Consider the following 17,896-nt stretch of genomic DNA (forward strand, 5'->3'; position numbering starts at 1 on the left):
TCCCGCCCTCCGCCCTCCTGCGGCCGGGGATTTATCCCCGCCAACCCCCTCGTTCGACCGATGAGTAACGAGTACGTCGCGGGCGGTCCCGCGACGGACGCCCCCGCTCCCGACCGGCTCGCCGACGTGTTCCGCGTCGAGTCGGTCCGCCGGGACGACGACCGCATCCTCTATCTCGGCGAGCCGCTGGTCGGCGCCGACGAGCTGGAGCGCCGGGTGTACCCCGCGTTCCGCGAGGCCGGCTACGACGTGCGCCTCGCCACGGTGCAGGACACGGAGACGGACCCCATCTCCGGGGTCGAACTGCGGAGCCGGCGGCGCGCGCTGGTCGCCCAGCCGGCCGACGGCCGCATCGACTCCGTGCCGTGGACGAACGTCGTCATGCTCGCCGCCACCGTCCTCACGACGCTGTTCGCCGGCTCGGTCTGGTACTACGAACCCCTGACCGGCCCGCTCGACCTCTTCACGGGGGACAAGTGGAAGTTCTCGGTCGCGGTGCTGTCGGTGCTCGCGGTCCACGAACTCGGCCACTACGTCCTCTCGCGCTACCACCGCGTGAACGCCTCGCTCCCGTACTTCATCCCGATTCCCTCCTTTATCGGGACGCTCGGGGCCGTCATCCGGATGAAGGGGCGCATCCCCGACCGGAAGGCGCTGTTCGACATCGGCGTCGCCGGCCCGCTCGCCGGCCTCGTCGCCGCGGTGGTCGTCAGCGCGGTCGGCCTCCTGCTCCCGCCCATCGCGGTCCCCGAGTCCGTCCTCGGGAGCGCGAACGCGGTGGAGATACGCTTCGGCTATCCGCCGCTCCTCCAGTTCCTCTCGACGGTGCTCGACCGCCCCCTCAGCTACGCGGACCCGTCGCGGGCCGTCAACCCCGTCGTCTTCGGCGGCTGGGTCGGGATGTTCGTCACCGTCCTCAACCTCCTTCCGGTGGGCCAACTCGACGGCGGCCACCTCGTCCGCGCGATGGCCGGCGACCGCGCCGAGACCGTCGCCGCGCTCGTCCCCGCCGCGCTGTTCGGGCTGGCGGGCTACCTCTACCTGTTCACGGACGTCGGGTTCAACGCGCCCTTCCTGTGGGGCTTCTGGGGCGTGTTCTCGCTCGGGCTGGCGTACATGGGGTCGGCCGACCCGGTGTTCGACGAACCGCTCGACGCGAAGCGGATGGCGGTGGGCGTGCTCACCTTCGCCCTCGGCGCGCTGTGTTTCGTCCCGGTCCCGTTCGAACTGATGAGCTAGTGGGTGTAGCCGCGGTCGGGAAGCGGGTCGCCGTCCAGCCGCACCCCCGATTCCGTGACCGCGCCGACCCGCGTCACCGGCGTCGGTGACGCCCCCGCGGCCGCCTCGGGGTCGGGCGTCGCGAACACGAGTTCGAAGTCCTCGCCGAAGTGGAGGGCCATCTCCCGGGCGTCGTCGGCCCCGTCGGCCGTCTCCTCGACGGCGTCGGCCACCGGAACGCGGTCGCCCTCGACCGCGAACCCGCAGCCGGAGGCCTCGGCCAGCTGGTGGAGCGAGCGCGCCAGCCCGTCGCTCGAGTCCAGCATCGCCGTCGCGTGCGGGGCGAGGGCGACGCCCGCCCGGACCCGCGGCTCGAACCGGAACAGGTCGTTCGCCCGCTCGTCGTCCGTCCCGAACAGCCGCAGGGCCGCGGCCGACCGCCCGAGCGTCCCGGTGACACAGAGGGCGTCGCCCGGTTCGGCCCCCGACCGCAGCACCGGGTCCTCGGTCGCGCCGAGCGCCGTCGTCGCCACGGTGAACTCGTCGTGCCCGTCGAGGTCGCCGCCGACGTACTCCCCGCCGACGGTCTCGCACACCTCGCGCGCGCCACGGAGGAAGTCGCGGAGTTCGGCCCCCTCGAAGGTCGGCGCGGCGTACACGGCGACGGCGGCGGTCGCGGACGCGCCCATCGCGGCCACGTCGGACAGCGAGGCTCCGACGGCGCGCCAGCCGGCGGTGTAGCGGGTCGTCCCCGCCGGGAAGTCGGTCGTCTCGTGGAGCATGTCGGTGGAGACGACCGTCCCGTCGAGGACGGCGCAGTCGTCGCCCGCCGCGTCGAGTTCGGCGCCGACCAGCGCGAGCGCGGCGCGTTCGTCCATGCCCGAGGGGCGGCCGACGCCCGGAAAGCGGTGTCGGTGACGTGCCGACACCGAACGCGATAAACGACCGCCCCGACAAACGCGGCCATGGACATCGACCTCCGCGCGACCGTCGTCGGGTTCGCCCTCGCCGCCGTCGTCCTCGCGGGGGTCCTCTCGCTCGTCGGCATCGGTCGGGTCACGGAGGCCATCGTCGCCGCCGACCTCGCGACGCTCGCGGCCGTCCTCGGGGTCGCCGTCTGCTGGCTCTCCGCGTGGGGGCTGGCGCTCCACACCGTCCTCTCGGGGCTCGGCTCGTCCGTCCGCCGGCACGTCGCCGTCCTCGTGTTCGCGGCCGCGACGTTCGCCAACAACGTCACGCCGTTCGGGCAGGCGGGGGGCGAACCCGTCGCGGCGCTGTTCGTCTCGCGCGCCGGCGACACGGAGTACGAGACGGGGCTCGCGGCCATCGCCAGCGTGGACTCGCTCAACTTCGTCCCCTCCATCCTGCTCGCGTCGGGGGGTATCGCCTACTTCTCGACGCGCGTTGCGTTCGGCGACCGGCTCCGCTTCGCCTCCTACGCCGTCGGCGCGCTCGCGCTCGCCGTGCCCGTCCTCGCCGTCGTCGGCTGGCGCTACCGCTACCGGGTCGAGGGCGCCGCCATCCGCGCGGTGACGCCCGTCGTCCGCTTCCTCGGCCGGGTCGTCCCCGGCCGGATGCCGCCGGCCCGCGACGCCATCCGCTCGCGCGTCGAGGGCTTCTTCCACGCCATCGAGCGCGTCACGGGCGACCGGCGGCGACTGGCGCTCGCCCTCGGCTTCTCGACGCTCGGCTGGCTCTGTCTCGCCACCTCGCTGTGGCTCTCGCTCGCCGCGCTCGGGGAGGCCGTCGCCTACCCGGTCGTCCTCGTCGTCGTTCCGGTCGGGGCCATCGCCGGCATCACGCCCCTTCCGGGGGGGCTCGGCGGCGTCGAGGCCGTCCTCATCGCCCTGCTCGCCGCGCTGGGCGTGCCGGCCGGCGCGGCCGCGGCCGCCGTCGTCGTCCACCGCCTCGGCACCTACGTCCTCCCAACCGTCGTCGGGGGCGGGGTCGCGGGGGTCCTCGGGTCGAACCGATTCACGTCGTCCGGGTGACGAGGCGAGCCCCGACACGCCGCTCGCCGGCGTCCGCGTGTCGCTCGTGTTCCCTGTCGCGGCCCCGCTCCGCCCGGCCGCGACGGGCGTCTAACGTCAGAGTTAAACGACGCGGCCGGGAACGGAACGGTAATGGCGACACTCTTCGACGCTCCGGCGGAGGACCTCATCGAGGCCACCGCGGAGAAGCTGGCGGACGAGCTTGAACAGCCGGACTGGGCCGAGTTCGCGAAGACCGGAACCGCCCGGGAACTCCCGCCCGAGCAGGAGGACTTCTGGGCGCTGCGCGGCGCCTCCCTCCTCCGGAAGGTGGCCGTGGACGGCCCGGTCGGCGTCGACCGGCTCTCCACCGCCTACGGCGGCGCGAAGAAGGGCTCGACGCGCTACCGCGTCCGCCCCCACGGGAAGACCTCCGGCTCGAAGAAGGTCATCCGGACGCTGCTCCAGCAGCTCGACGACGCCGGCTACATCTCCACGAACGAGAAGCGCGGCCGCGAGGTCACGGGGCCGGGCCGACAGCTGCTCGACGAGACGGCCGCCGAGGTCATCGAGGACCTCGACCGCCCGGAACTCGAACGCTACGCGTAACGACGGCGAAACGGTTTTTCTTCCGTGTCGTGAATACCCGTCCATGAGCGGACAGCCCGACGACGAGGACATCGAGGAGCTCCGGAAGCAGAAGCTCGAACAGCTGAAGGAACAGCAGGGCGGCGGCGCCGACGAGGAGGCCCGCGAGGCCCAGCGCCAGCAGGCGGAGGCCCAGAAGAAGGCGATGCTCCGCCAGACGCTCACGGACGGGGCGCGACAGCGGCTCAACTCCGTGAAGATGTCGAAGCCGGACTTCGCGGAGCAGGTCGAACAGCAGGTGGTCGCGCTCGCCCGGAGCGGCCGCGTCCAGGGGCAGATCGACGAGGAGCAGATGAAGTCGCTCCTCCAGGAGCTCCAGCCCGATCAGCAGGACTTCAACATCAAACGGCGGTAGATGCGGGCGGGAGTGCTGTTCTCCGGGGGGAAGGACTCCACGCTCGCGGCGCTGCTGTTGGACGGCTTCTACGACGTGACGCTGGTCCACGCGGGGTTCGGCGTGGGGGAGGCCGCCGACCACGCCCGCGAGACGGCCGACGCTATCGGCTTCGCGTTCGACGACGCGACGCTCGACGACGCGGTGGCCGAGGAGGCCGTCGAGCGGATGGCCGAGGACGGCTTCCCGCGCAACGGCATCCAGACGGTCCACGAGGCCGCGCTGGAGGCCGTCGCGGGCGCCGGCTACGACGCCGTGGCCGACGGCACCCGGCGCGACGACCGCGTCCCGACGGTGTCGCGGGCGCGGGCACAGGCGCTGGAGGAGCGCCACGGCGTCGACTACCTCTCGCCGCTGGCCGGCTTCGGCCGCGGCGCGGTCGACCGGCTCGTCGACGAGCAACTGGAGGTCGAGGAGGGGCCGGCGGTCGAACTCGCGAAGGGGGATTACGAGGCGGAACTGCGCGAACTCGTCCGCGAGCACGGCGGCGACGAACTGGCGGCCGAGGTGTTCCCCGACCACGTCCAGACGCGGGTCACGGGCCGCCGCTGAGGCGGGCTAACCTTTTGGTCCGTGGTGACATACGCCACGCCATGTTCGTTATCGTCGGCTACGGCCGGGTCGGGCGGCGTACCGCGGCGGATCTCCGTGCGGAGGGGTTCGACGTGTCCGTGGTGGAGGTCGACCCCGAGCGGGCGGAGTGGGCGCGGGCGGACGGGTTCGACGTGGTCGAGGGCGACGGGGAGGACGAGCGGGCACTCGAACGCGCGGGCGTCGCGGAGGCGGACGCCGTCGCCGCGCTGACGGGCGACCTGAACACGAACTTCGCGGCCTGCATGATCGCGAAGGGGTACGGCTGTCGCACCGTGATGCGCATCGACGAGGACTACCGCCAGGAGATATACGAGCGGTACGCCGCCGACGTGGACGAGATAATCTACCCCGAGCGGCTGGGGGCGGCGGGCGCGAAGAACGCCCTGCTCGGCGGCGACCTGAACGTCCTCGCGGAAGTGACCGAGCAGCTGACGCTCGCCACGGTGGACGTGCCCGACGGCTCGCCGCACCTCGGCTCGCGGGTCGTCTCGCTGGAGCTGCCCGGCGACGCCCGGGTGTACGCCCACGGTCACCGCGGGGAGCCGATGGAGGTGCCCCTGCCGAGCGTGGAACTCGCCGTCGGCGACCAGCTCGCGGTCATCGCGGACCGGACCTCGCTCGACGGCGTGGAGTCGTACCTCGCCGGCTGAGTGGGGCGCGCGGGAGGATGGGAAGTGAGGCCGTCTGTGCGCGCCCGACGGACGACAGTACGTCGCTCGGCATAAATCCGCGTCAGACGGCCGTTCGACGCCCACGCGGCTCCCGAAGGTTTTCGACGCGCCCCCGTCCAGTACGCGTATGCAGGGCACCGGACTCCCGCTCGCCACGCCGTTCGACGCGGCCGGCGACGTGGACCACGGCGCGCTCGCGGCCCTCGTCGAGTGGGTCGAGGCGCGCGGCGTCGACTTCATCGTCCCGTGCGGTTCCAACAGCGAGGCCCCCCTCCTGACGCGCGAGGAGCGGGCCGCGGTCGTCGACACGGTCGCCGACGCGACCGACCTCCCCGTCCTCGCGGGCACCGGGGCGGAGGGGGAACGGGAGACGCTGGCGCTCACCCGCGACGCCGCCGAGGCCGGCGCGGACGCCGCGCTCGTCGTCACGCCGTACTACTTCGAGCACGGCCCCGACGCGATGGCCGACTACTACCGCCGGGTCGCCGACGCGAGCCCCGTCCCCGTCTATCTCTACTCGGTGCCGGCGTTCACCGGCCGCGCGCTCGCGCCGGAGACCGTGGGCCGGGTCGCCGACCACCCGAACGTCGCCGGCATGAAGGACTCCTCGGGCGACATGGCCGCGTTCAAGCGGATTCTCGCGCGGACCCCCGACGACTTCGACCTGCTCGTCGGGAGCGGGGGCGTCTACGCCGAGGCGCTCGCGCTCGGGGGGTCGGGCGGCGTCCTCGGCGTCGCCAACCTCGTGCCCGAACTCGCCTCGGCCGTGTACGCGGCCGACGACCCGGCCGTCGCGCGCGAGCGCAACGACGCGTTCGTCGAACTGAACCACCTCGTCACGAGCGACTACGGGATTCCGGGGCTGAAGGCCGCGATGCGGTCGCGCGGCGCGCCCGCGGGTGTCGTCCGCTCGCCGCACACGCCCGTTCCGGAGGCGGTCGCCGAGGAACTCGCCGCCGCCGTCGAGCGCGCGCTCGATTAGGTCTCGACGCCGCGGGTCGCCGTCGCCTTGAACGAGGCGACGACCGACGCCCCCGCCTCCAGCCCGAGCCGGTCGGCGCTGTCCGTCGTCACGAGCGCCGCGAGCGGGTCGTCCGCGCCCACGTCCACCGCGACCCGGACGACGGCGGCCCCCCGGTCGAGCGCCGTCACGGTGCCGGCGAGGCGGTTGCGCGCGCTCGTCGCGTCCGCGTCGGGGACCTCGGCGGGCGCGTGGAGCGTGACGGCGTCGGCCCGGAGGGTGAGCGCCACCCGGTCGGCGCCCGGCGGGACGAGCGCGCGCACGGTGCCAGCGGCCGTCTCCACGGCCGCGAGTTCGCCGTCGCGCTCGGTGACGCGGCCGTCGAGCACCGTCTCCTCGACGGCGGCGACGGCGTCGAAGCCGGCGCGCAGGCGGTCGAACCGCGCCAGCAGGTCGCGCGCGCCGTCCGTGAGTTCGGAGCCGCCGCCGCCCGCGCCGCCGCGCGTCCGCTCGACGAGCGGGCCGAACGCGGCCTCCAGCGCCGTGAGTCGCTCGTGGGCCCGGGCGTACGAGCGGCCGAGCTCCCCCGCCGCGGCGTTGAGCGACCCGGCCTCGTCCACGGCGCGCAGGAGGGCGGCGTCGCGGGCGTCGAAGCTCACGTCCCCCTCGTGGAGTCGCGCGTCGAACTCGGCGTCCATACCGGCCCTTCGAAGCCCGGCACAAAACGGTTCGCGGTCAGTAGACGAGTTCGCCGTCGATGAACGCCCGGGCGCGGTCGTCGTCCGGGGCGTCGAACACCTCGGCGGCCGGCCCCTGCTCGATGAGCGTCCCGTCGAGCATGACGCCGACGCGGTCGGCTATCCGCTCGGCCTGCTGCATGTCGTGGGTGGCGATGACCACGGCGATGTCGCGGTCGCGGGCGGCGTCCACCGCCTCCTCGATGAGCGCCGTGTTGCGCGGGTCGAGGTTCGAGGTGGGCTCGTCGAGCAGCAGCACCTCGGGCTCGGTCGCGAGCGCCCGGGCGAAGGCGACGCGCTGTGCCTCCCCGGCCGAGAGCGACGACGCCGGGTCGCGGACCTTCCCCCGGAGCCCCACCGTGTCGAGCGCCTCGGCGACCGACTCGGGCAGGGGCGGCTCGCCGGCCAGCCCCCGGAGCCAGCGTCCCGCACGGTCGGTCCACGACCGCCTGACGGCGAGTCCGTACGCGGCGTTGTGGGCGACGCTCGTCGAGAACAGCGACCGGCTCTGGAACACCATGCCGACGCGCCGGCGCACCCGCGTCCGCTCCGCCCGCGACAGCGTCCACACGTCCCGGTCGTCGGCGGTGACGGTTCCCCCCTCCGGCGGGTCGAACAGCGCGAGCAGGCGGAGGAGGGTCGTCTTCCCCGTTCCCGAGGGACCGATGAGCGCGAACGTCTCGCCCGGTTCGGCGGCGAGCGACACGTCCGCGAGGACCCGCTCGTCGCCGTACCCGAACCCGACCCCGTGGGCGGCTATCACGCTCGCCCCCGCTCGCGGACGACGTTCCCAAGCGCGTTCACCGACAGCGCGATGGCGAGCAGCACGACGCCGAGCGCGATGCCGGTCCCGTAGTTCCCCTGTCTCGATTCGAGCGTGATAGCGGTCGTGAGCGTTCGGGTGAACGCGACCCGCGCGCCCCCCTCCGTGGCGATGGCGATGTTCCCCCCGACGATGAGGACGGAGCCGACCTCCGAGACGGCCCGCCCGAACCCGGCGAGGACGGCCGTCACGACGCCGTACCGCGCTTCCCTGACGACCGCGACCTGCACGTCGCGGGCGGTTCCCCCGGCGGCGAAGGCCGCGTCGCGTATCGAGTCGTCGACCCCCTCGATGGCCGAGAGGGTGACGCTCGTGATGACGGGCGTCGCGAGAATCACCTGCGAGACGACCATCGCCGTCGGCGTGTAGAGGAGCTCGACGCCGCCGAAGGTGTAGAGGACGCCCACGCCGGGCAGGCCGAGCGAGAAGCCGCCCCCGACCGGCCCGGCGTTCGACAGCAGCAGGAGGACGAGGAGGCCGACGACGACGCTCGGAAAGCCCATCCCCGTGTTGACGACGGAGACGACGGCCTGCCGCCCGCGGAAGTCGCGGAACCCGAGCAGGCCGGCGAGCAGGAGGCTGACGACCGTACTGACCGCGACCGCCGCGAGGCTCACCTGCAGGGTGACGCGGACGATGCTTATCAGGTACCGCGTACCGAACTCGGCGAGGACGCCGTCGAACACGCGTGGAAGCTACACCCCGGGGGTCAGAAGTCCTCCGGGACCATCGTGTCCACCCAATGCTGGAAGCGCACCGACTGCATCGACGTGTTCTCCCAGTCCATCGGCACGTACTGCTGGAAGTCCGGCTCCGGCGCGAGCGCGTTCGGGAAGAACAGCTGTGACCCGTTCGCCGTGTAGTCGGCGATGGCCTGCTGGCCCCGCGGGCTGGTCAGGAAGGAGACGTACGCCATCGCGGCCTGGTAGTTCACGTTGTCGTGGACGGCCGGGTTGACCGGGATGACGCCGTAGGGGTTCTGGAGTATCTCCGGACCGTCGCGCAGCGGCCCCTGCACGTGGATGACGAGGCTGATGTTGTCTTGCTGGGAGAGGTAGGTCCCGCGGTCGGCGAGGGTGTAGCCGCCCGTCTGGTTCGCCTGGTTCAGCGTGTCGCCCATCCCCTGTCCCGTCTCGCGGTACCACGACCCCGAGGGGTCGACCCCCGCGGCCTCCCAGATGTTGAGTTCCTTCGTGTTCGTCCCGGAGTCGTCGCCCCGCGAGAGGAACGTGGCCTCCTGCTCGGCGATGGTGGCGAACGCCTCCGTCGCGCTCGACATCCCGTTGATGCCCGCGGGGTCGTCCTCCGGGCCGACGATGACGAAGTCGTTGAACATCACGTCCCGGCGGTTCACCCCCGCGCCGTCGCGGAGGAACTGGTCCTCCGGGCCGCGCGCGTGGACGAGGATGACGTCCGCGTCGCCGTTACGCCCCGTCTGGATGGCCGCGCCCGTCCCCTGCGAGATGGTCCGGACCGTGACGCCGAACGTCTCCTGGAAGGTCGGATTGATGGCGTCCAGCAGGCCGGTGTCGTACGTGCTGGTCGTCGTCGCCAGCACCAGCTCGCCGTCGCCGATGTCGGACCCCATCGACGCGGACTCGTCACCGCCCCCGCCGCCGTCGGTCGGCGTCGCCGTCCCGTTCCCGCTCGTACAGCCGGCGAGGCCGAGCGCCGTGCCCACTCCGGCCGCCTGCATCAGTCGCCGTCGTGTGGTCTTCCCCGACCGCTCCCGTTCTTCCGACATGGATACAACGGCGTTGTCTCGGACAATGTATAACGGTTTCGACGGGTCGGACCGTGACCGTTCCGTGGCCTGAAACCTCCGACCGGGCGAAACCGCTGGAGATTACTCCCAACGTGCCCGACGGTCGTTTCCGGTTTCTGACAACTCTGAAGGCCGGCCGCCTCCAGTCCCGGACGATGAGCTTCGACGTCGGGCGCCGCCGCGGCCTCTCCCTCGACACCGGCGAGGTCACCGGCGCGCTCGGCGACTCGCTGACGGTGTTGCCCGTCGTCGTCGCGCTGGCGGCGCTCACCGACGCGTCGCTCGCCCACCTGTTCGTGGGGTTCGCCGTCTTCCAGGCGGTGTGGGGACTCTACTACGGCCTACCGCTCTCCGTCGAGCCGATGAAGGCGCTCGCCGGACTGGCTATCGCCGGCGCGCTCACCTACGGCGAACTGATGGCCGCGGGGCTGGCGGCGGGCGCGATACTGCTCGCCGCCGCACGCTTCGACGCCGTGGGCCGGGTCGCCGCGTTCGTCTCGACACCCGTCATCAAGGGGGTACAGCTCTCCGTCGCCGCCCTGCTCGCGCTCGCGGGGCTCGAACTCGCGGCGGGTGCGCCCCGCGTCGCCGCGCTCGGCGTCGCGGCCGCCGTCGCGGGCACCCTGCTCCACCGGAAGGCGGGGGCGCTCGCCGTCCTCGGGGCCGGCACCGCCGTCGCCGCGCTCGGGGGGCTCCCGTCGCCGACGCTCCCGTCGGTCGTCCCCTTCCCGGCCGGGCTCCCGACGTTCACCCTCGCCGCGGCGGAGGGGCTGGTCGGTCAGCTCGCCATGACCGTCGGCAACGCCGCCGTCGCCACCTCGCTGCTCTGCTCGGAGCTGTTCGACGCCGAGGTGTCGCCCGACGAACTCGCCGGGAGCATGGGCGCGATGAACCTCCTCGCCGTCCCGCTCGGGGCCGCGCCGATGTGTCACGGCTCGGGCGGCCTCGCCGGGAAACACGCGTTCGGGGCGCGCACGGGCGGCGCGAACCTCGTCCTCGCGGCGCTCTACCTCGGGGCGGCCGTCGTCGCGCCGCTGTGGGCCGGCTTCCCGCTGGCGGCGCTCGGCGTCCTCCTGCTCGCCGTCGCCGCCCACCTCGCCCGGGTCGCGCTCGACACCGACGGCCGGGGGCTCGCGGTCGGGATGGCCGTCCTCGCCGTCGCGTCGAACGTCGGCGTCGCCTTCCTCGCCGGCGTCGCGGCCGACCGCCTGCTCGCCCGCGTCCGGGGTCGGTAGGGAACCGCCTTTGTGGACACGCGCCGAGGGGCGCGCATGGACCTGACGTACCTGCTCGACGAGGGAGTGACCGCCGAGCGCCGCGCCACGGTGACCGAGTCGCAGGCGACGACGGTGTTCGGCGACCACCCCGACCCGCCGGCCCGCCCCGCGGCCGGCGACGCCCGGCCCGAGGAGGCGACGGACGTCCTCGGCTCGCCCGGCGTGCTCGCGTGGGTGGAGTTCGTCGGGCGCGACGCGCTCCACGGCCGCCTTCCCGACGGCACGGGAACCGTCGGCGTCCGCGCCGAACTCGACCACCTCGGGGCCGCGCCCGTCGGCGCGGAGATACTCGTCCGCACCGACCTGACCGCGGTCGAGGACGCGACGCTCACCGTCGAGGGGCGCATCGAGCGCGCCGACGGCCGCCCCGTCGGCGAGGTGACCACCCTCTTCCGCGTCGTGGACCGTGACCGGTTCCGCGCCTCCCTCGATGAGTGAGCCGCGCGCCGTCGCGGTCAACGTCGGCGCGAACACGAACGAGCCGGGCTTTCGCGCCCCCGTGTTCGCGGACGGCACGTTCGCGTTCGTCCCCATCCCCGAGTCCGAACCCACCCGCGGGGACGTGCCCACGTACGGCGACCTCGCGCCGCATCTCCCGGTGGAGGTCCCCGACGACCTGACGGGGACGCCGGTCCACCTCGACCCGGAGTTCGCGGGCTACCCGTACTGCGAACGCCACACCTACGGCGACCCCCACGGCGTGAAGGCGCGCCCGCTCGCCGACCTCGCGCGCGGCGACTACGCGCTCTTCTACGCGACGCTCGACGTGGCGGAGGGGGCCGACTGGCAGCCCCCGAACTGGGGCGCGTTCCTCGTCGGGGCGATGCGGCTGGCGCGCGACCCCGTCACCGACTACGACGCCCTCCCGGCCGACGAACGGGCCGTCTTCGCCAACAACGCCCACGTCAAGCGCGCCGAGATGGACGCCGCCGTCCTCCTCCACGGCGACGACTCCTCGGGCCTGTTCGACCGCGCCGTCCCCCTCTCCGCACCCTCGGCCGGCGTCGACGCGAACCGGCTCGTCACCGGCCTCTCCGCCGACTCCGGGAAGGGTCCGTGGTGGCGGCGGCCGCTCCGCTACGACGCCGACGCGACGGCGACCCTGCTCGACGTCCTCGACACCCGCGCGTTCGACCCGTGGCTGTGACCGACGGATACGTGCCGGTGCGGGCACACGTCCCGGTATGGCAGTCGACCTCGACGACGCCTTCGACCGCATCGACGACTTCTGGGACCCGCACGTCGCCGCCGAACTCAACGGCCAGCACGTCAAGCTCGCCCGGCTGAAGGGGGAGTTCGACTGGCATCGCCACGACGACGCCGACGAACTGTTCTACGTCCACGAGGGCGACCTCACCATCCGCCTGCGCGACGACCCCGATATCGAGCTGTCGGCCGGCCAGCTCCACGTCGTGCCGGCCGGCGTCGAGCACCAGCCCGTCGCCGAGGAGGAGTGTCGCGTGCTGCTGTTCGAGCCGGCGGGCACGCTCAACACGGGGAACGTCGAGAGCGAGCGGACGGTCGTGGAAGAGAAGCGGCTGGACTGAGGCGGCCCGACTACGCCGCGACGACCTCGCCGTCCGTCTCCGCGACGACCTCGTCCGCGGTCACGGTCGCCACGAAGTTCGTGTCCGCGGGGACGTTCGAGAGGTCGAACGTCGCCGCGAACGTGCCGTTCTCGACGGTCGCGGTGTCCGTGTGGAGGAACGGGCTGTCGCCGCTCGCGCGCAGGCGGACGGTCACCTCGGTGCCGTCGGCGAGGTCCGTCACGCCGGTCACCCGCTGGTCGGTCGTGTTCGCCAGCGTGAGCGCGTCGCCGTCGTAGTCGAGGCTCGTCCCCTCGACGGGCGTCGCGGTCGCGGTGGCCGTGGGCGTTTCGGTCGCGGTCGGGGTCGCGGTCGCGCCGCCGCCGAGGGCGTTACAGCCCGTTAGCGGGACGAGGACCGCGAGCGTCAACAGGAGGGCTACTTTTCGCATGCGGCTTCGGCTACGAGGGAGGAGGGAAAGGAGCCGGCGGAAGCGCAAACGCCGGCTTGTGTTACGATGTCGCAGATGGGACTCGGGAGCGAGCGGAGGCGAGGAGTGTGCCGTCCGGGAATTGAACCCGGGCTATTAGCTTGGGAAGCTAATGTCCTACCACTGGACCAACGGCACCCTGTGAGCGTTCCTCCGTACCCGAGCGCCGCACTTGAACGTAGCGCTTCGCCGTCCGGGCGGAGAGTGGACGAACGTCCACCCGCGAGGGCCGTACGGCACCTATTTGCGCGTCGCGTTCCAACGAGTCTCCAATGTCACAAGCCGAGCCGCTGGTCGAGGGGAGTCCGGTCTCGCTCGACCTCTCGGAGGCGGAACTGGCGGCGCACCGCGACCACATCACCGAGTTCATCGCGTCGGTCGTCGACGACGCCGGCGCCGAGGGAGCGGTCATCGGGCTCTCGGGGGGTATCGACTCGACGCTCACCAGCCACCTCGCCGTCGAGGCGCTGGGCGCCGACGCCGTCCACGGGCTGGTGATGCCCTCGGAGGTGAACACCGAGGGGAACATGAGCGACGCCGAGCGCGTCGCGGAGATGCTCGACATCGAGTACGACGTGCTCGACATCGAGCCCATCGTGGACGCCTTCTTCGACGCCTACCCCGAGGGCGCGGAGGACCGGATGGCCGCGGGCAACGTCCGGGTGCGGACCCGCGCGGTTCTCAACTACTTCGTCGCGAACACGGAGTCCGGCGTCGTTCTCGGCACGGGCAACCGGAGCGAGGCGATGACGGGCTACTTCACGAAGTACGGCGACCAGGCCGTGGACTGCAACCCCATCGGCAACCTCTACAAGCGACAGGTGCGCCAGCTCGCCAGTCACATCGGCGTGCCCGACGACCTCGTGACCAAGCCGCCGAGCGCGGAGATGTGGCTCGGTCAGACCGACGAGGAGGAGATGGGGCTGGGCTACGACACGCTCGACGCGATACTCGCGCTCCACATCGACGGCCCGTTCTCGCGGACCGCCACGGTCGAGACGCTCGGCGTCCCCGAGTCGGCCGTCGAGCGCGTCGTCGAACTCGTCGAGACGAGCGAACACAAGCGGCACATGCCGCCCGCGCCCGCCGAACTGGACCGCTGAGCGCCGGTCCCCCTTTTGCCGCCGCGCGCCGGACGGAACGCCTAACCCGGAGCCACGCGCCACCGCGACCATGCACGTGGATATCGGGAACGCGCTGGCGGAGGTCGCCACTCCCGGCGTCTCCGAGGCGGCGCTCGAACGGCTCGACGCCGAGGTGGCCGACGCACACGAGACGATAGCGGCCGGCATGTCGAACGCCGTGTTCGGCTACGCGAGCCTGAACCTCCCGGAGACGACGAGCGCGTCGGGTATCGAGCGCGCCGTCGCCGACGTGGACGCCGACGCCGTCCTCACGGTCGGCATCGGCGGGTCGGCGCTGGGCGCGCGGACGGTGACGGCGGCGCTGGGCGAGCCGGAGCACTACGTCCTCGACAACGTCGACCCCGAACACGCGACGCGGCTGCTCGACTCGCTGGACCTCCCGCGCACGGCCGTCAACGTCGTCTCGCGCTCGGGGACGACGGCCGAGACGCTGGCGAACTTCCTCGTCGTCCGCGAGGCGTACGAGGACGCCGGCGTGGACTGGACCGAGCGCACCGCGGTCACGACGGGCGAGACGGGGCCGCTCGCCGACCTCGCCGACGCGGAGGACCTTCCGACGCTCGCGGTGCCCGAGGGCGTCCCGGGCCGCTTCTCGGCGCTGTCGGCCGTGGGGCTGGTGCCCGCGGCGATACTCGGCCACGACGCCGAGGCGGTCCTCGCCGGTGCCCGCGAGGCCCGCGACACGCTCTCGGGGAGCCTGTTCGACTGCCCCGCGTACGCCTACGGCGCGGTCGCGGTCGCGCTGGAGCGGCGCGGCGCACACACCAACGCCTTCGTTCCCTACGCCGAGGCGCTGGAGCCGTTCGCGGAGTGGTTCGCACAGCTGTGGGCCGAGTCGCTCGGGAAGGAGGGACAGGGCCAGACCCCGGCGCGGGCGCTCGGCGCGACGGACCAGCACTCCCAGCTGCAACTGTACCGCGCGGGCCGCCACGACAAGGTCGTCACCCTCCTGCGCGCGACGGAGCGCGACGACCGCGCGATACCCGACACGGACGTCGAGGGACTCGCCTACCTGGGGGACGCGACGCTCGGGGAACTGCTGGACGCGGAGTTCGAGGCGACGGAGGCGAGCCTCGCGGCGGCGCGACAGCCGAACGTCCGGGTCGAAGTCGAGCGCGTGGACGCCCGCGGCGTCGGGGACCTGCTGTTCTCCTTCGAGGCGGCCTGCGTCCTCGCTGGCGAACTGATGGGCGTCGAGACGTTCACCCAGCCGGCGGTCGAGTGGGGGAAGAACGCGGCCCGCGGGCTGCTCGGCGCGGGCGAGACCGAGGAGGCCGCGGCCGTCCGGGGGAAGCGCGAGTACCGGATTGAGTAAGAGGTATTGTCCGCTGGCCGTTAGGGGGCCTGTGTCCACCCCGCCCGTCTCGGACGAGTCCTCGCCCGGTCTCCTGCCGCTGGTGAAGGCGGTCATGCTGGCCGGCGGCGGCTTCCTGACCGGAATCGTCGCGTTCGCCGTCCTCGGAAACCTCGCCGTACTGGGCGGCGTCGACGTTCAGGGGAGCGTCGTCACCCAGACCGTCCTCAACGTGATCGCGCTCCAGGGCATCGGTTTCCTCGTCGCGTCGCTCGTGTTCCTGCGTGTCCGCGACCGGTTCGACCTCGTCTCGGTCCGACGGCCGACCGTTCGCGACGCCGGCTACGCCGTCGGCGGCGTGTTCGTGCTGTTCGCGGGGCTCATACTCCTCAACGCCGTCTACACCGCGCTCGGCATCGAGACGGGAACCCAGACGATAGTCGAGCAGAGTCTCGACACGCCGACGCTCGCCCTGTACTCCATCCCGTTCTCCTACCTGCTCGTCGGACCCGGCGAGGAACTGCTGTTCCGCGGGGCGATACAGGGAATCCTCAGGGAGTCGTACGGCGTCGTGCCGGCTATCGTCGTCGCGTCCGTCGTCTTCGCCGCCGCCCACGGTCTCGGCATCACCGGAACGCCGACGGAGATCGTCGCGTCGCTGTCCGTCATCTTCATGCTCAGCCTCGTCTTCGGCGCGGTGTACGAGCGGACGGGGAACATCCTCGTTCCGGTGTTCATCCACGGGACGTACAACGCGTTCACCTTCCTCAGCCTGTACCTCCGCGGCACCGGAGCCGTCTGACCCCGGCTCCGACGCTCGGCTGACGGCCGTCTGACGTGTCTTTATTGTGTGGTGTAGAGTAGCACGGCCATGCGCCGTTTCACCTTCGCGCCCTCGCCGGCCACCGCCCGCGAGATCGAGGCGTTGGCGCGCGAGTTCGACCTCTCCGAGTCCGAGGTCGTCGCACAGCTCGTCGAGCTGGGCCTGGAGGAGGTCGAGGGGACCGAGCGACGCGTCACGGAGTGACCCCCGACCGTAGCACGTTTACCCGGGCCGCGGGAAGCCGACGGTATGTACGACCGGCTGAAGGGGTTCCGCGACTTCTACCCCGAGGAGATGGCCGCGCGCCGCGAGGTGGTGGACACCGTCGAGGACGCGTGTCGTCGCTACGGCTTCCGAGAGGTCGGGACGCCGTTCCTCGAACGCGCGGAGATGTGGACCGACAAGTCCGGCGAGGACATCGTCGACGAGCTGTACGCCTTCGAGGACAAGGGCGGCCGCCACGTCACCCTCGCGCCGGAGCTCACCCCGACCGTCGCGCGGATGGTCACGGCGAAACAACAGGAGCTGTCGAAGCCCATCAAGTGGTTCTCGACGCGGCCGTTCTGGCGGTACGAACAGGTCCAGCAGGGTCGCTTCCGCGAGTTCTACCAGACGAACGTCGATATCTTCGGCACGGACGACCCGCGCGCCGACGCCGAGGTCATCGCGCTCGCGGCCGACTACCTCGCCGACTTCGGGCTGACGGCCGACGACGTGGACGTCCGCGTCTCGCACCGCGACATCCTCGGCGCGCTGCTCCGCTCGTTCGACGCCGACGTGGACGTGCGCGCCGCGATTCGCGCCGTCGACAAGAGCGAGAAGGTTTCCACGGCGGAGTACCACGACCTGCTCGCCGGGGCCGGCCTCTCGTACGACGAGGCCGCCGAGTTCGACGACCTGCTGACCGGCACGGACCGCGACTCGCTGTCCGACCTCGTCGAGTTCGCCGGCGGCGACGAGATACGCGACGCCGTCGAGAACCTCGACGCCGTGCTCGACGCCGTGGACGCGCTCGGCGCGGGCGACTTCTGTGAGCTCTCGCTGGAGACGGCCCGCGGGCTGGACTACTACACGGGCGTCGTCTTCGAGTGCTTCGACGCGACGGGCGAGGTGTCGCGCGCGGTGCTGGGCGGCGGCCGCTACGACGACCTCATCGAGGAGTTCGGCGGCCAGCCCACCCCCGCGGTCGGCTTCGGACAGGGGTACTCGACGCTCCCCCTGCTGCTCGAACGCGCCGGCGTCCACCCCGACGAGGCGCTCTCGACCGACTACTACGTCCTGCAGGTGGGCGACACCGAGGCCGAGGCCGCGGCGATGGCCCGCGACCTCCGCGCGCTCGGCCACGTGGTCGAGACGGACGTGTCGGGCCGGAGCTTCGGCGCGCAGATGGGCTACGCCGATAGCATCGACGCCGAGACGGTCGTCATCGTGGGCGAACAGGACCTCGCGAACGACGAGGTGACGCTGAAGGACATGGACTCGGGCGACCAGACGACCGTCCCCGTCGCCGAGTTCCCGCCGGAGTCGGGCCGCCCGACGTACGAGGACTACGAGTAGCGG

The 17,896-nt window shown here is 72.4% G+C and carries 22 protein-coding genes and 1 tRNA gene; 16 read left to right on the forward strand and 7 right to left on the reverse strand.

Going from position 1 to position 17,896, the window contains the following annotated elements:
• Nucleotides 1–60: 60 nt before the first annotated feature.
• The gene (locus P2T37_RS08925; protein ID WP_276233562.1) at nucleotides 61–1,239 is read left to right on the forward strand and encodes a site-2 protease family protein; all 1,179 of its coding nucleotides are present in this window, start codon (nucleotides 61–63) and stop codon (nucleotides 1,237–1,239) included.
• Here P2T37_RS08925 and thiL read toward each other — a convergent pair.
• A complete protein-coding gene (gene thiL / locus P2T37_RS08930; RefSeq protein WP_276233563.1) occupies nucleotides 1,236–2,096 on the reverse strand; it encodes a thiamine-phosphate kinase in 861 nt (286 codons plus the stop codon). The two genes, P2T37_RS08925 and thiL, sit on opposite strands and share 4 nt — an antisense overlap.
• Nucleotides 2,097–2,183: 87 nt before the next feature.
• Between thiL and P2T37_RS08935 the strand changes: the two genes are divergently transcribed.
• From P2T37_RS08935 to P2T37_RS08960, 6 genes are all read left to right on the forward strand, one after another.
• Entirely contained in the window at nucleotides 2,184–3,209 is a 1,026-nt protein-coding gene (locus tag P2T37_RS08935; RefSeq protein WP_276233564.1) for a lysylphosphatidylglycerol synthase transmembrane domain-containing protein, read from the forward strand.
• Between the two features lie 132 nt (nucleotides 3,210–3,341).
• On the forward strand, nucleotides 3,342–3,797 hold the full coding sequence (locus P2T37_RS08940; RefSeq protein ID WP_276233565.1) for a 30S ribosomal protein S19e: 456 nt from the start codon (nucleotides 3,342–3,344) through the stop codon (nucleotides 3,795–3,797).
• Nucleotides 3,798–3,840: 43 nt separating this feature from the next.
• Nucleotides 3,841–4,191, forward strand: a complete 351-nt coding sequence (locus tag P2T37_RS08945) for a DNA-binding protein (RefSeq protein ID WP_276233566.1) — start codon at nucleotides 3,841–3,843, stop codon at nucleotides 4,189–4,191.
• Complete coding sequence (locus P2T37_RS08950; RefSeq protein ID WP_276233567.1) at nucleotides 4,192–4,782, forward strand: DUF7411 family protein; 591 nt, start codon at nucleotides 4,192–4,194, stop codon at nucleotides 4,780–4,782.
• Between the two features lie 41 nt (nucleotides 4,783–4,823).
• On the forward strand, nucleotides 4,824–5,474 hold the full coding sequence (locus P2T37_RS08955) for a potassium channel family protein (protein ID WP_276233568.1): 651 nt from the start codon (nucleotides 4,824–4,826) through the stop codon (nucleotides 5,472–5,474).
• Between the two features lie 148 nt (nucleotides 5,475–5,622).
• Nucleotides 5,623–6,477: a dihydrodipicolinate synthase family protein gene (locus tag P2T37_RS08960; RefSeq protein ID WP_276233569.1), complete on the forward strand. Its 855-nt coding sequence runs from the start codon at nucleotides 5,623–5,625 to the stop codon at nucleotides 6,475–6,477.
• Here the strand turns inward: P2T37_RS08960 and P2T37_RS08965 are convergent.
• Genes P2T37_RS08965 through P2T37_RS08980 form a run of 4 tightly spaced genes read right to left on the reverse strand, consistent with a single transcriptional unit; the run spans nucleotide 6,474 to nucleotide 9,760 of the window.
• Nucleotides 6,474–7,154 (reverse strand): TOBE domain-containing protein, encoded by a 681-nt coding sequence (locus P2T37_RS08965; RefSeq protein ID WP_276233570.1) that lies wholly within the window; start codon nucleotides 7,152–7,154, stop codon nucleotides 6,474–6,476. The genes P2T37_RS08960 and P2T37_RS08965 overlap by 4 nt on opposite strands.
• 37 nt (nucleotides 7,155–7,191) lie before the next feature.
• The gene (locus P2T37_RS08970) at nucleotides 7,192–7,956 is read right to left on the reverse strand and encodes an ABC transporter ATP-binding protein (protein ID WP_276233572.1); all 765 of its coding nucleotides are present in this window, start codon (nucleotides 7,954–7,956) and stop codon (nucleotides 7,192–7,194) included.
• Nucleotides 7,953–8,702 carry an ABC transporter permease gene (locus P2T37_RS08975; RefSeq protein WP_276233573.1) on the reverse strand — a complete coding sequence of 250 codons (750 nt, stop codon included), beginning with the start codon at nucleotides 8,700–8,702 and terminating at the stop codon, nucleotides 7,953–7,955. The genes P2T37_RS08970 and P2T37_RS08975 overlap by 4 nt, the downstream gene beginning before the upstream one ends.
• Nucleotides 8,703–8,725: 23 nt before the next feature.
• A complete protein-coding gene (locus tag P2T37_RS08980) occupies nucleotides 8,726–9,760 on the reverse strand; it encodes an ABC transporter substrate-binding protein (protein ID WP_276233575.1) in 1,035 nt (344 codons plus the stop codon).
• Between the two features lie 176 nt (nucleotides 9,761–9,936).
• Between P2T37_RS08980 and P2T37_RS08985 the strand changes: the two genes are divergently transcribed.
• Genes P2T37_RS08985 through P2T37_RS09000 form a run of 4 tightly spaced genes read left to right on the forward strand, consistent with a single transcriptional unit; the run spans nucleotide 9,937 to nucleotide 12,605 of the window.
• On the forward strand, nucleotides 9,937–11,016 hold the full coding sequence (locus P2T37_RS08985; protein ID WP_276233576.1) for a putative sulfate/molybdate transporter: 1,080 nt from the start codon (nucleotides 9,937–9,939) through the stop codon (nucleotides 11,014–11,016).
• Nucleotides 11,017–11,052: 36 nt separating this feature from the next.
• Nucleotides 11,053–11,496, forward strand: coding sequence for a thioesterase family protein (locus P2T37_RS08990; RefSeq protein WP_276233577.1), 444 nt, complete (start codon nucleotides 11,053–11,055; stop codon nucleotides 11,494–11,496).
• Nucleotides 11,489–12,205: an Nmad3 family putative nucleotide modification protein gene (locus P2T37_RS08995; RefSeq protein WP_276233578.1), complete on the forward strand. Its 717-nt coding sequence runs from the start codon at nucleotides 11,489–11,491 to the stop codon at nucleotides 12,203–12,205. The genes P2T37_RS08990 and P2T37_RS08995 overlap by 8 nt, the downstream gene beginning before the upstream one ends.
• Before the next feature lie 37 nt (nucleotides 12,206–12,242).
• Nucleotides 12,243–12,605, forward strand: a complete 363-nt coding sequence (locus tag P2T37_RS09000; protein ID WP_276233579.1) for a cupin domain-containing protein — start codon at nucleotides 12,243–12,245, stop codon at nucleotides 12,603–12,605.
• Between the two features lie 10 nt (nucleotides 12,606–12,615).
• On the opposite strand, the gene P2T37_RS09005 is transcribed toward P2T37_RS09000, so the two are convergent.
• Both P2T37_RS09005 and P2T37_RS09010 read right to left on the reverse strand, forming a co-directional pair.
• A complete protein-coding gene (locus P2T37_RS09005) occupies nucleotides 12,616–13,035 on the reverse strand; it encodes a BGTF surface domain-containing protein (RefSeq protein WP_276233580.1) in 420 nt (139 codons plus the stop codon).
• Between the two features lie 106 nt (nucleotides 13,036–13,141).
• Nucleotides 13,142–13,212: transfer RNA gene (locus P2T37_RS09010), tRNA-Gly, on the reverse strand.
• 134 nt (nucleotides 13,213–13,346) lie between these two features.
• On the opposite strand from P2T37_RS09010, the gene P2T37_RS09015 reads away from it, so the two are divergent.
• The 5 genes from P2T37_RS09015 to hisS all read left to right on the forward strand — a co-directional run bounded on the left by P2T37_RS09015 (nucleotide 13,347) and on the right by hisS (nucleotide 17,893).
• On the forward strand, nucleotides 13,347–14,177 hold the full coding sequence (locus P2T37_RS09015) for an NAD+ synthase (protein WP_276233581.1): 831 nt from the start codon (nucleotides 13,347–13,349) through the stop codon (nucleotides 14,175–14,177).
• 70 nt (nucleotides 14,178–14,247) lie between these two features.
• On the forward strand, nucleotides 14,248–15,534 hold the full coding sequence (locus tag P2T37_RS09020) for a glucose-6-phosphate isomerase (protein ID WP_276233582.1): 1,287 nt from the start codon (nucleotides 14,248–14,250) through the stop codon (nucleotides 15,532–15,534).
• A 31-nt stretch (nucleotides 15,535–15,565) separates the two neighbouring features.
• Nucleotides 15,566–16,315 carry a CPBP family intramembrane glutamic endopeptidase gene (locus P2T37_RS09025; RefSeq protein WP_276233583.1) on the forward strand — a complete coding sequence of 250 codons (750 nt, stop codon included), beginning with the start codon at nucleotides 15,566–15,568 and terminating at the stop codon, nucleotides 16,313–16,315.
• Between the two features lie 69 nt (nucleotides 16,316–16,384).
• Complete coding sequence (locus P2T37_RS09030) at nucleotides 16,385–16,540, forward strand: CopG family transcriptional regulator (protein ID WP_276233584.1); 156 nt, start codon at nucleotides 16,385–16,387, stop codon at nucleotides 16,538–16,540.
• 45 nt (nucleotides 16,541–16,585) lie between these two features.
• The gene (hisS, locus tag P2T37_RS09035; RefSeq protein WP_276233585.1) at nucleotides 16,586–17,893 is read left to right on the forward strand and encodes a histidine--tRNA ligase; all 1,308 of its coding nucleotides are present in this window, start codon (nucleotides 16,586–16,588) and stop codon (nucleotides 17,891–17,893) included.
• Nucleotides 17,894–17,896: the final 3 nt, after the last annotated feature.

The sequence above is a fragment of the Halosegnis marinus genome, from assembly GCF_029338355.1.
Taxonomy (GTDB): Archaea; Halobacteriota; Halobacteria; order Halobacteriales; family Haloarculaceae; genus Halosegnis; species Halosegnis marinus.

Coding starts and splice junctions, on each gene's coding strand:
- P2T37_RS08925 (WP_276233562.1), top strand. CDS start 61: ATGAGTAACGAGTACGTCGCGGGCGGTCCCGCGACGGACGCCCCCGCT.
- thiL (WP_276233563.1), bottom strand. CDS start 2,096: ATGGACGAACGCGCCGCGCTCGCGCTGGTCGGCGCCGAACTCGACGCG.
- P2T37_RS08935 (WP_276233564.1), top strand. CDS start 2,184: ATGGACATCGACCTCCGCGCGACCGTCGTCGGGTTCGCCCTCGCCGCC.
- P2T37_RS08940 (WP_276233565.1), top strand. CDS start 3,342: ATGGCGACACTCTTCGACGCTCCGGCGGAGGACCTCATCGAGGCCACC.
- P2T37_RS08945 (WP_276233566.1), top strand. CDS start 3,841: ATGAGCGGACAGCCCGACGACGAGGACATCGAGGAGCTCCGGAAGCAG.
- P2T37_RS08950 (WP_276233567.1), top strand. CDS start 4,192: ATGCGGGCGGGAGTGCTGTTCTCCGGGGGGAAGGACTCCACGCTCGCG.
- P2T37_RS08955 (WP_276233568.1), top strand. CDS start 4,824: ATGTTCGTTATCGTCGGCTACGGCCGGGTCGGGCGGCGTACCGCGGCG.
- P2T37_RS08960 (WP_276233569.1), top strand. CDS start 5,623: ATGCAGGGCACCGGACTCCCGCTCGCCACGCCGTTCGACGCGGCCGGC.
- P2T37_RS08965 (WP_276233570.1), bottom strand. CDS start 7,154: ATGGACGCCGAGTTCGACGCGCGACTCCACGAGGGGGACGTGAGCTTC.
- P2T37_RS08980 (WP_276233575.1), bottom strand. CDS start 9,760: ATGTCGGAAGAACGGGAGCGGTCGGGGAAGACCACACGACGGCGACTG.
- P2T37_RS08985 (WP_276233576.1), top strand. CDS start 9,937: ATGAGCTTCGACGTCGGGCGCCGCCGCGGCCTCTCCCTCGACACCGGC.
- P2T37_RS08990 (WP_276233577.1), top strand. CDS start 11,053: ATGGACCTGACGTACCTGCTCGACGAGGGAGTGACCGCCGAGCGCCGC.
- P2T37_RS08995 (WP_276233578.1), top strand. CDS start 11,489: ATGAGTGAGCCGCGCGCCGTCGCGGTCAACGTCGGCGCGAACACGAAC.
- P2T37_RS09000 (WP_276233579.1), top strand. CDS start 12,243: ATGGCAGTCGACCTCGACGACGCCTTCGACCGCATCGACGACTTCTGG.
- P2T37_RS09005 (WP_276233580.1), bottom strand. CDS start 13,035: ATGCGAAAAGTAGCCCTCCTGTTGACGCTCGCGGTCCTCGTCCCGCTA.
- P2T37_RS09015 (WP_276233581.1), top strand. CDS start 13,347: ATGTCACAAGCCGAGCCGCTGGTCGAGGGGAGTCCGGTCTCGCTCGAC.
- P2T37_RS09020 (WP_276233582.1), top strand. CDS start 14,248: ATGCACGTGGATATCGGGAACGCGCTGGCGGAGGTCGCCACTCCCGGC.
- P2T37_RS09030 (WP_276233584.1), top strand. CDS start 16,385: ATGCGCCGTTTCACCTTCGCGCCCTCGCCGGCCACCGCCCGCGAGATC.
- hisS (WP_276233585.1), top strand. CDS start 16,586: ATGTACGACCGGCTGAAGGGGTTCCGCGACTTCTACCCCGAGGAGATG.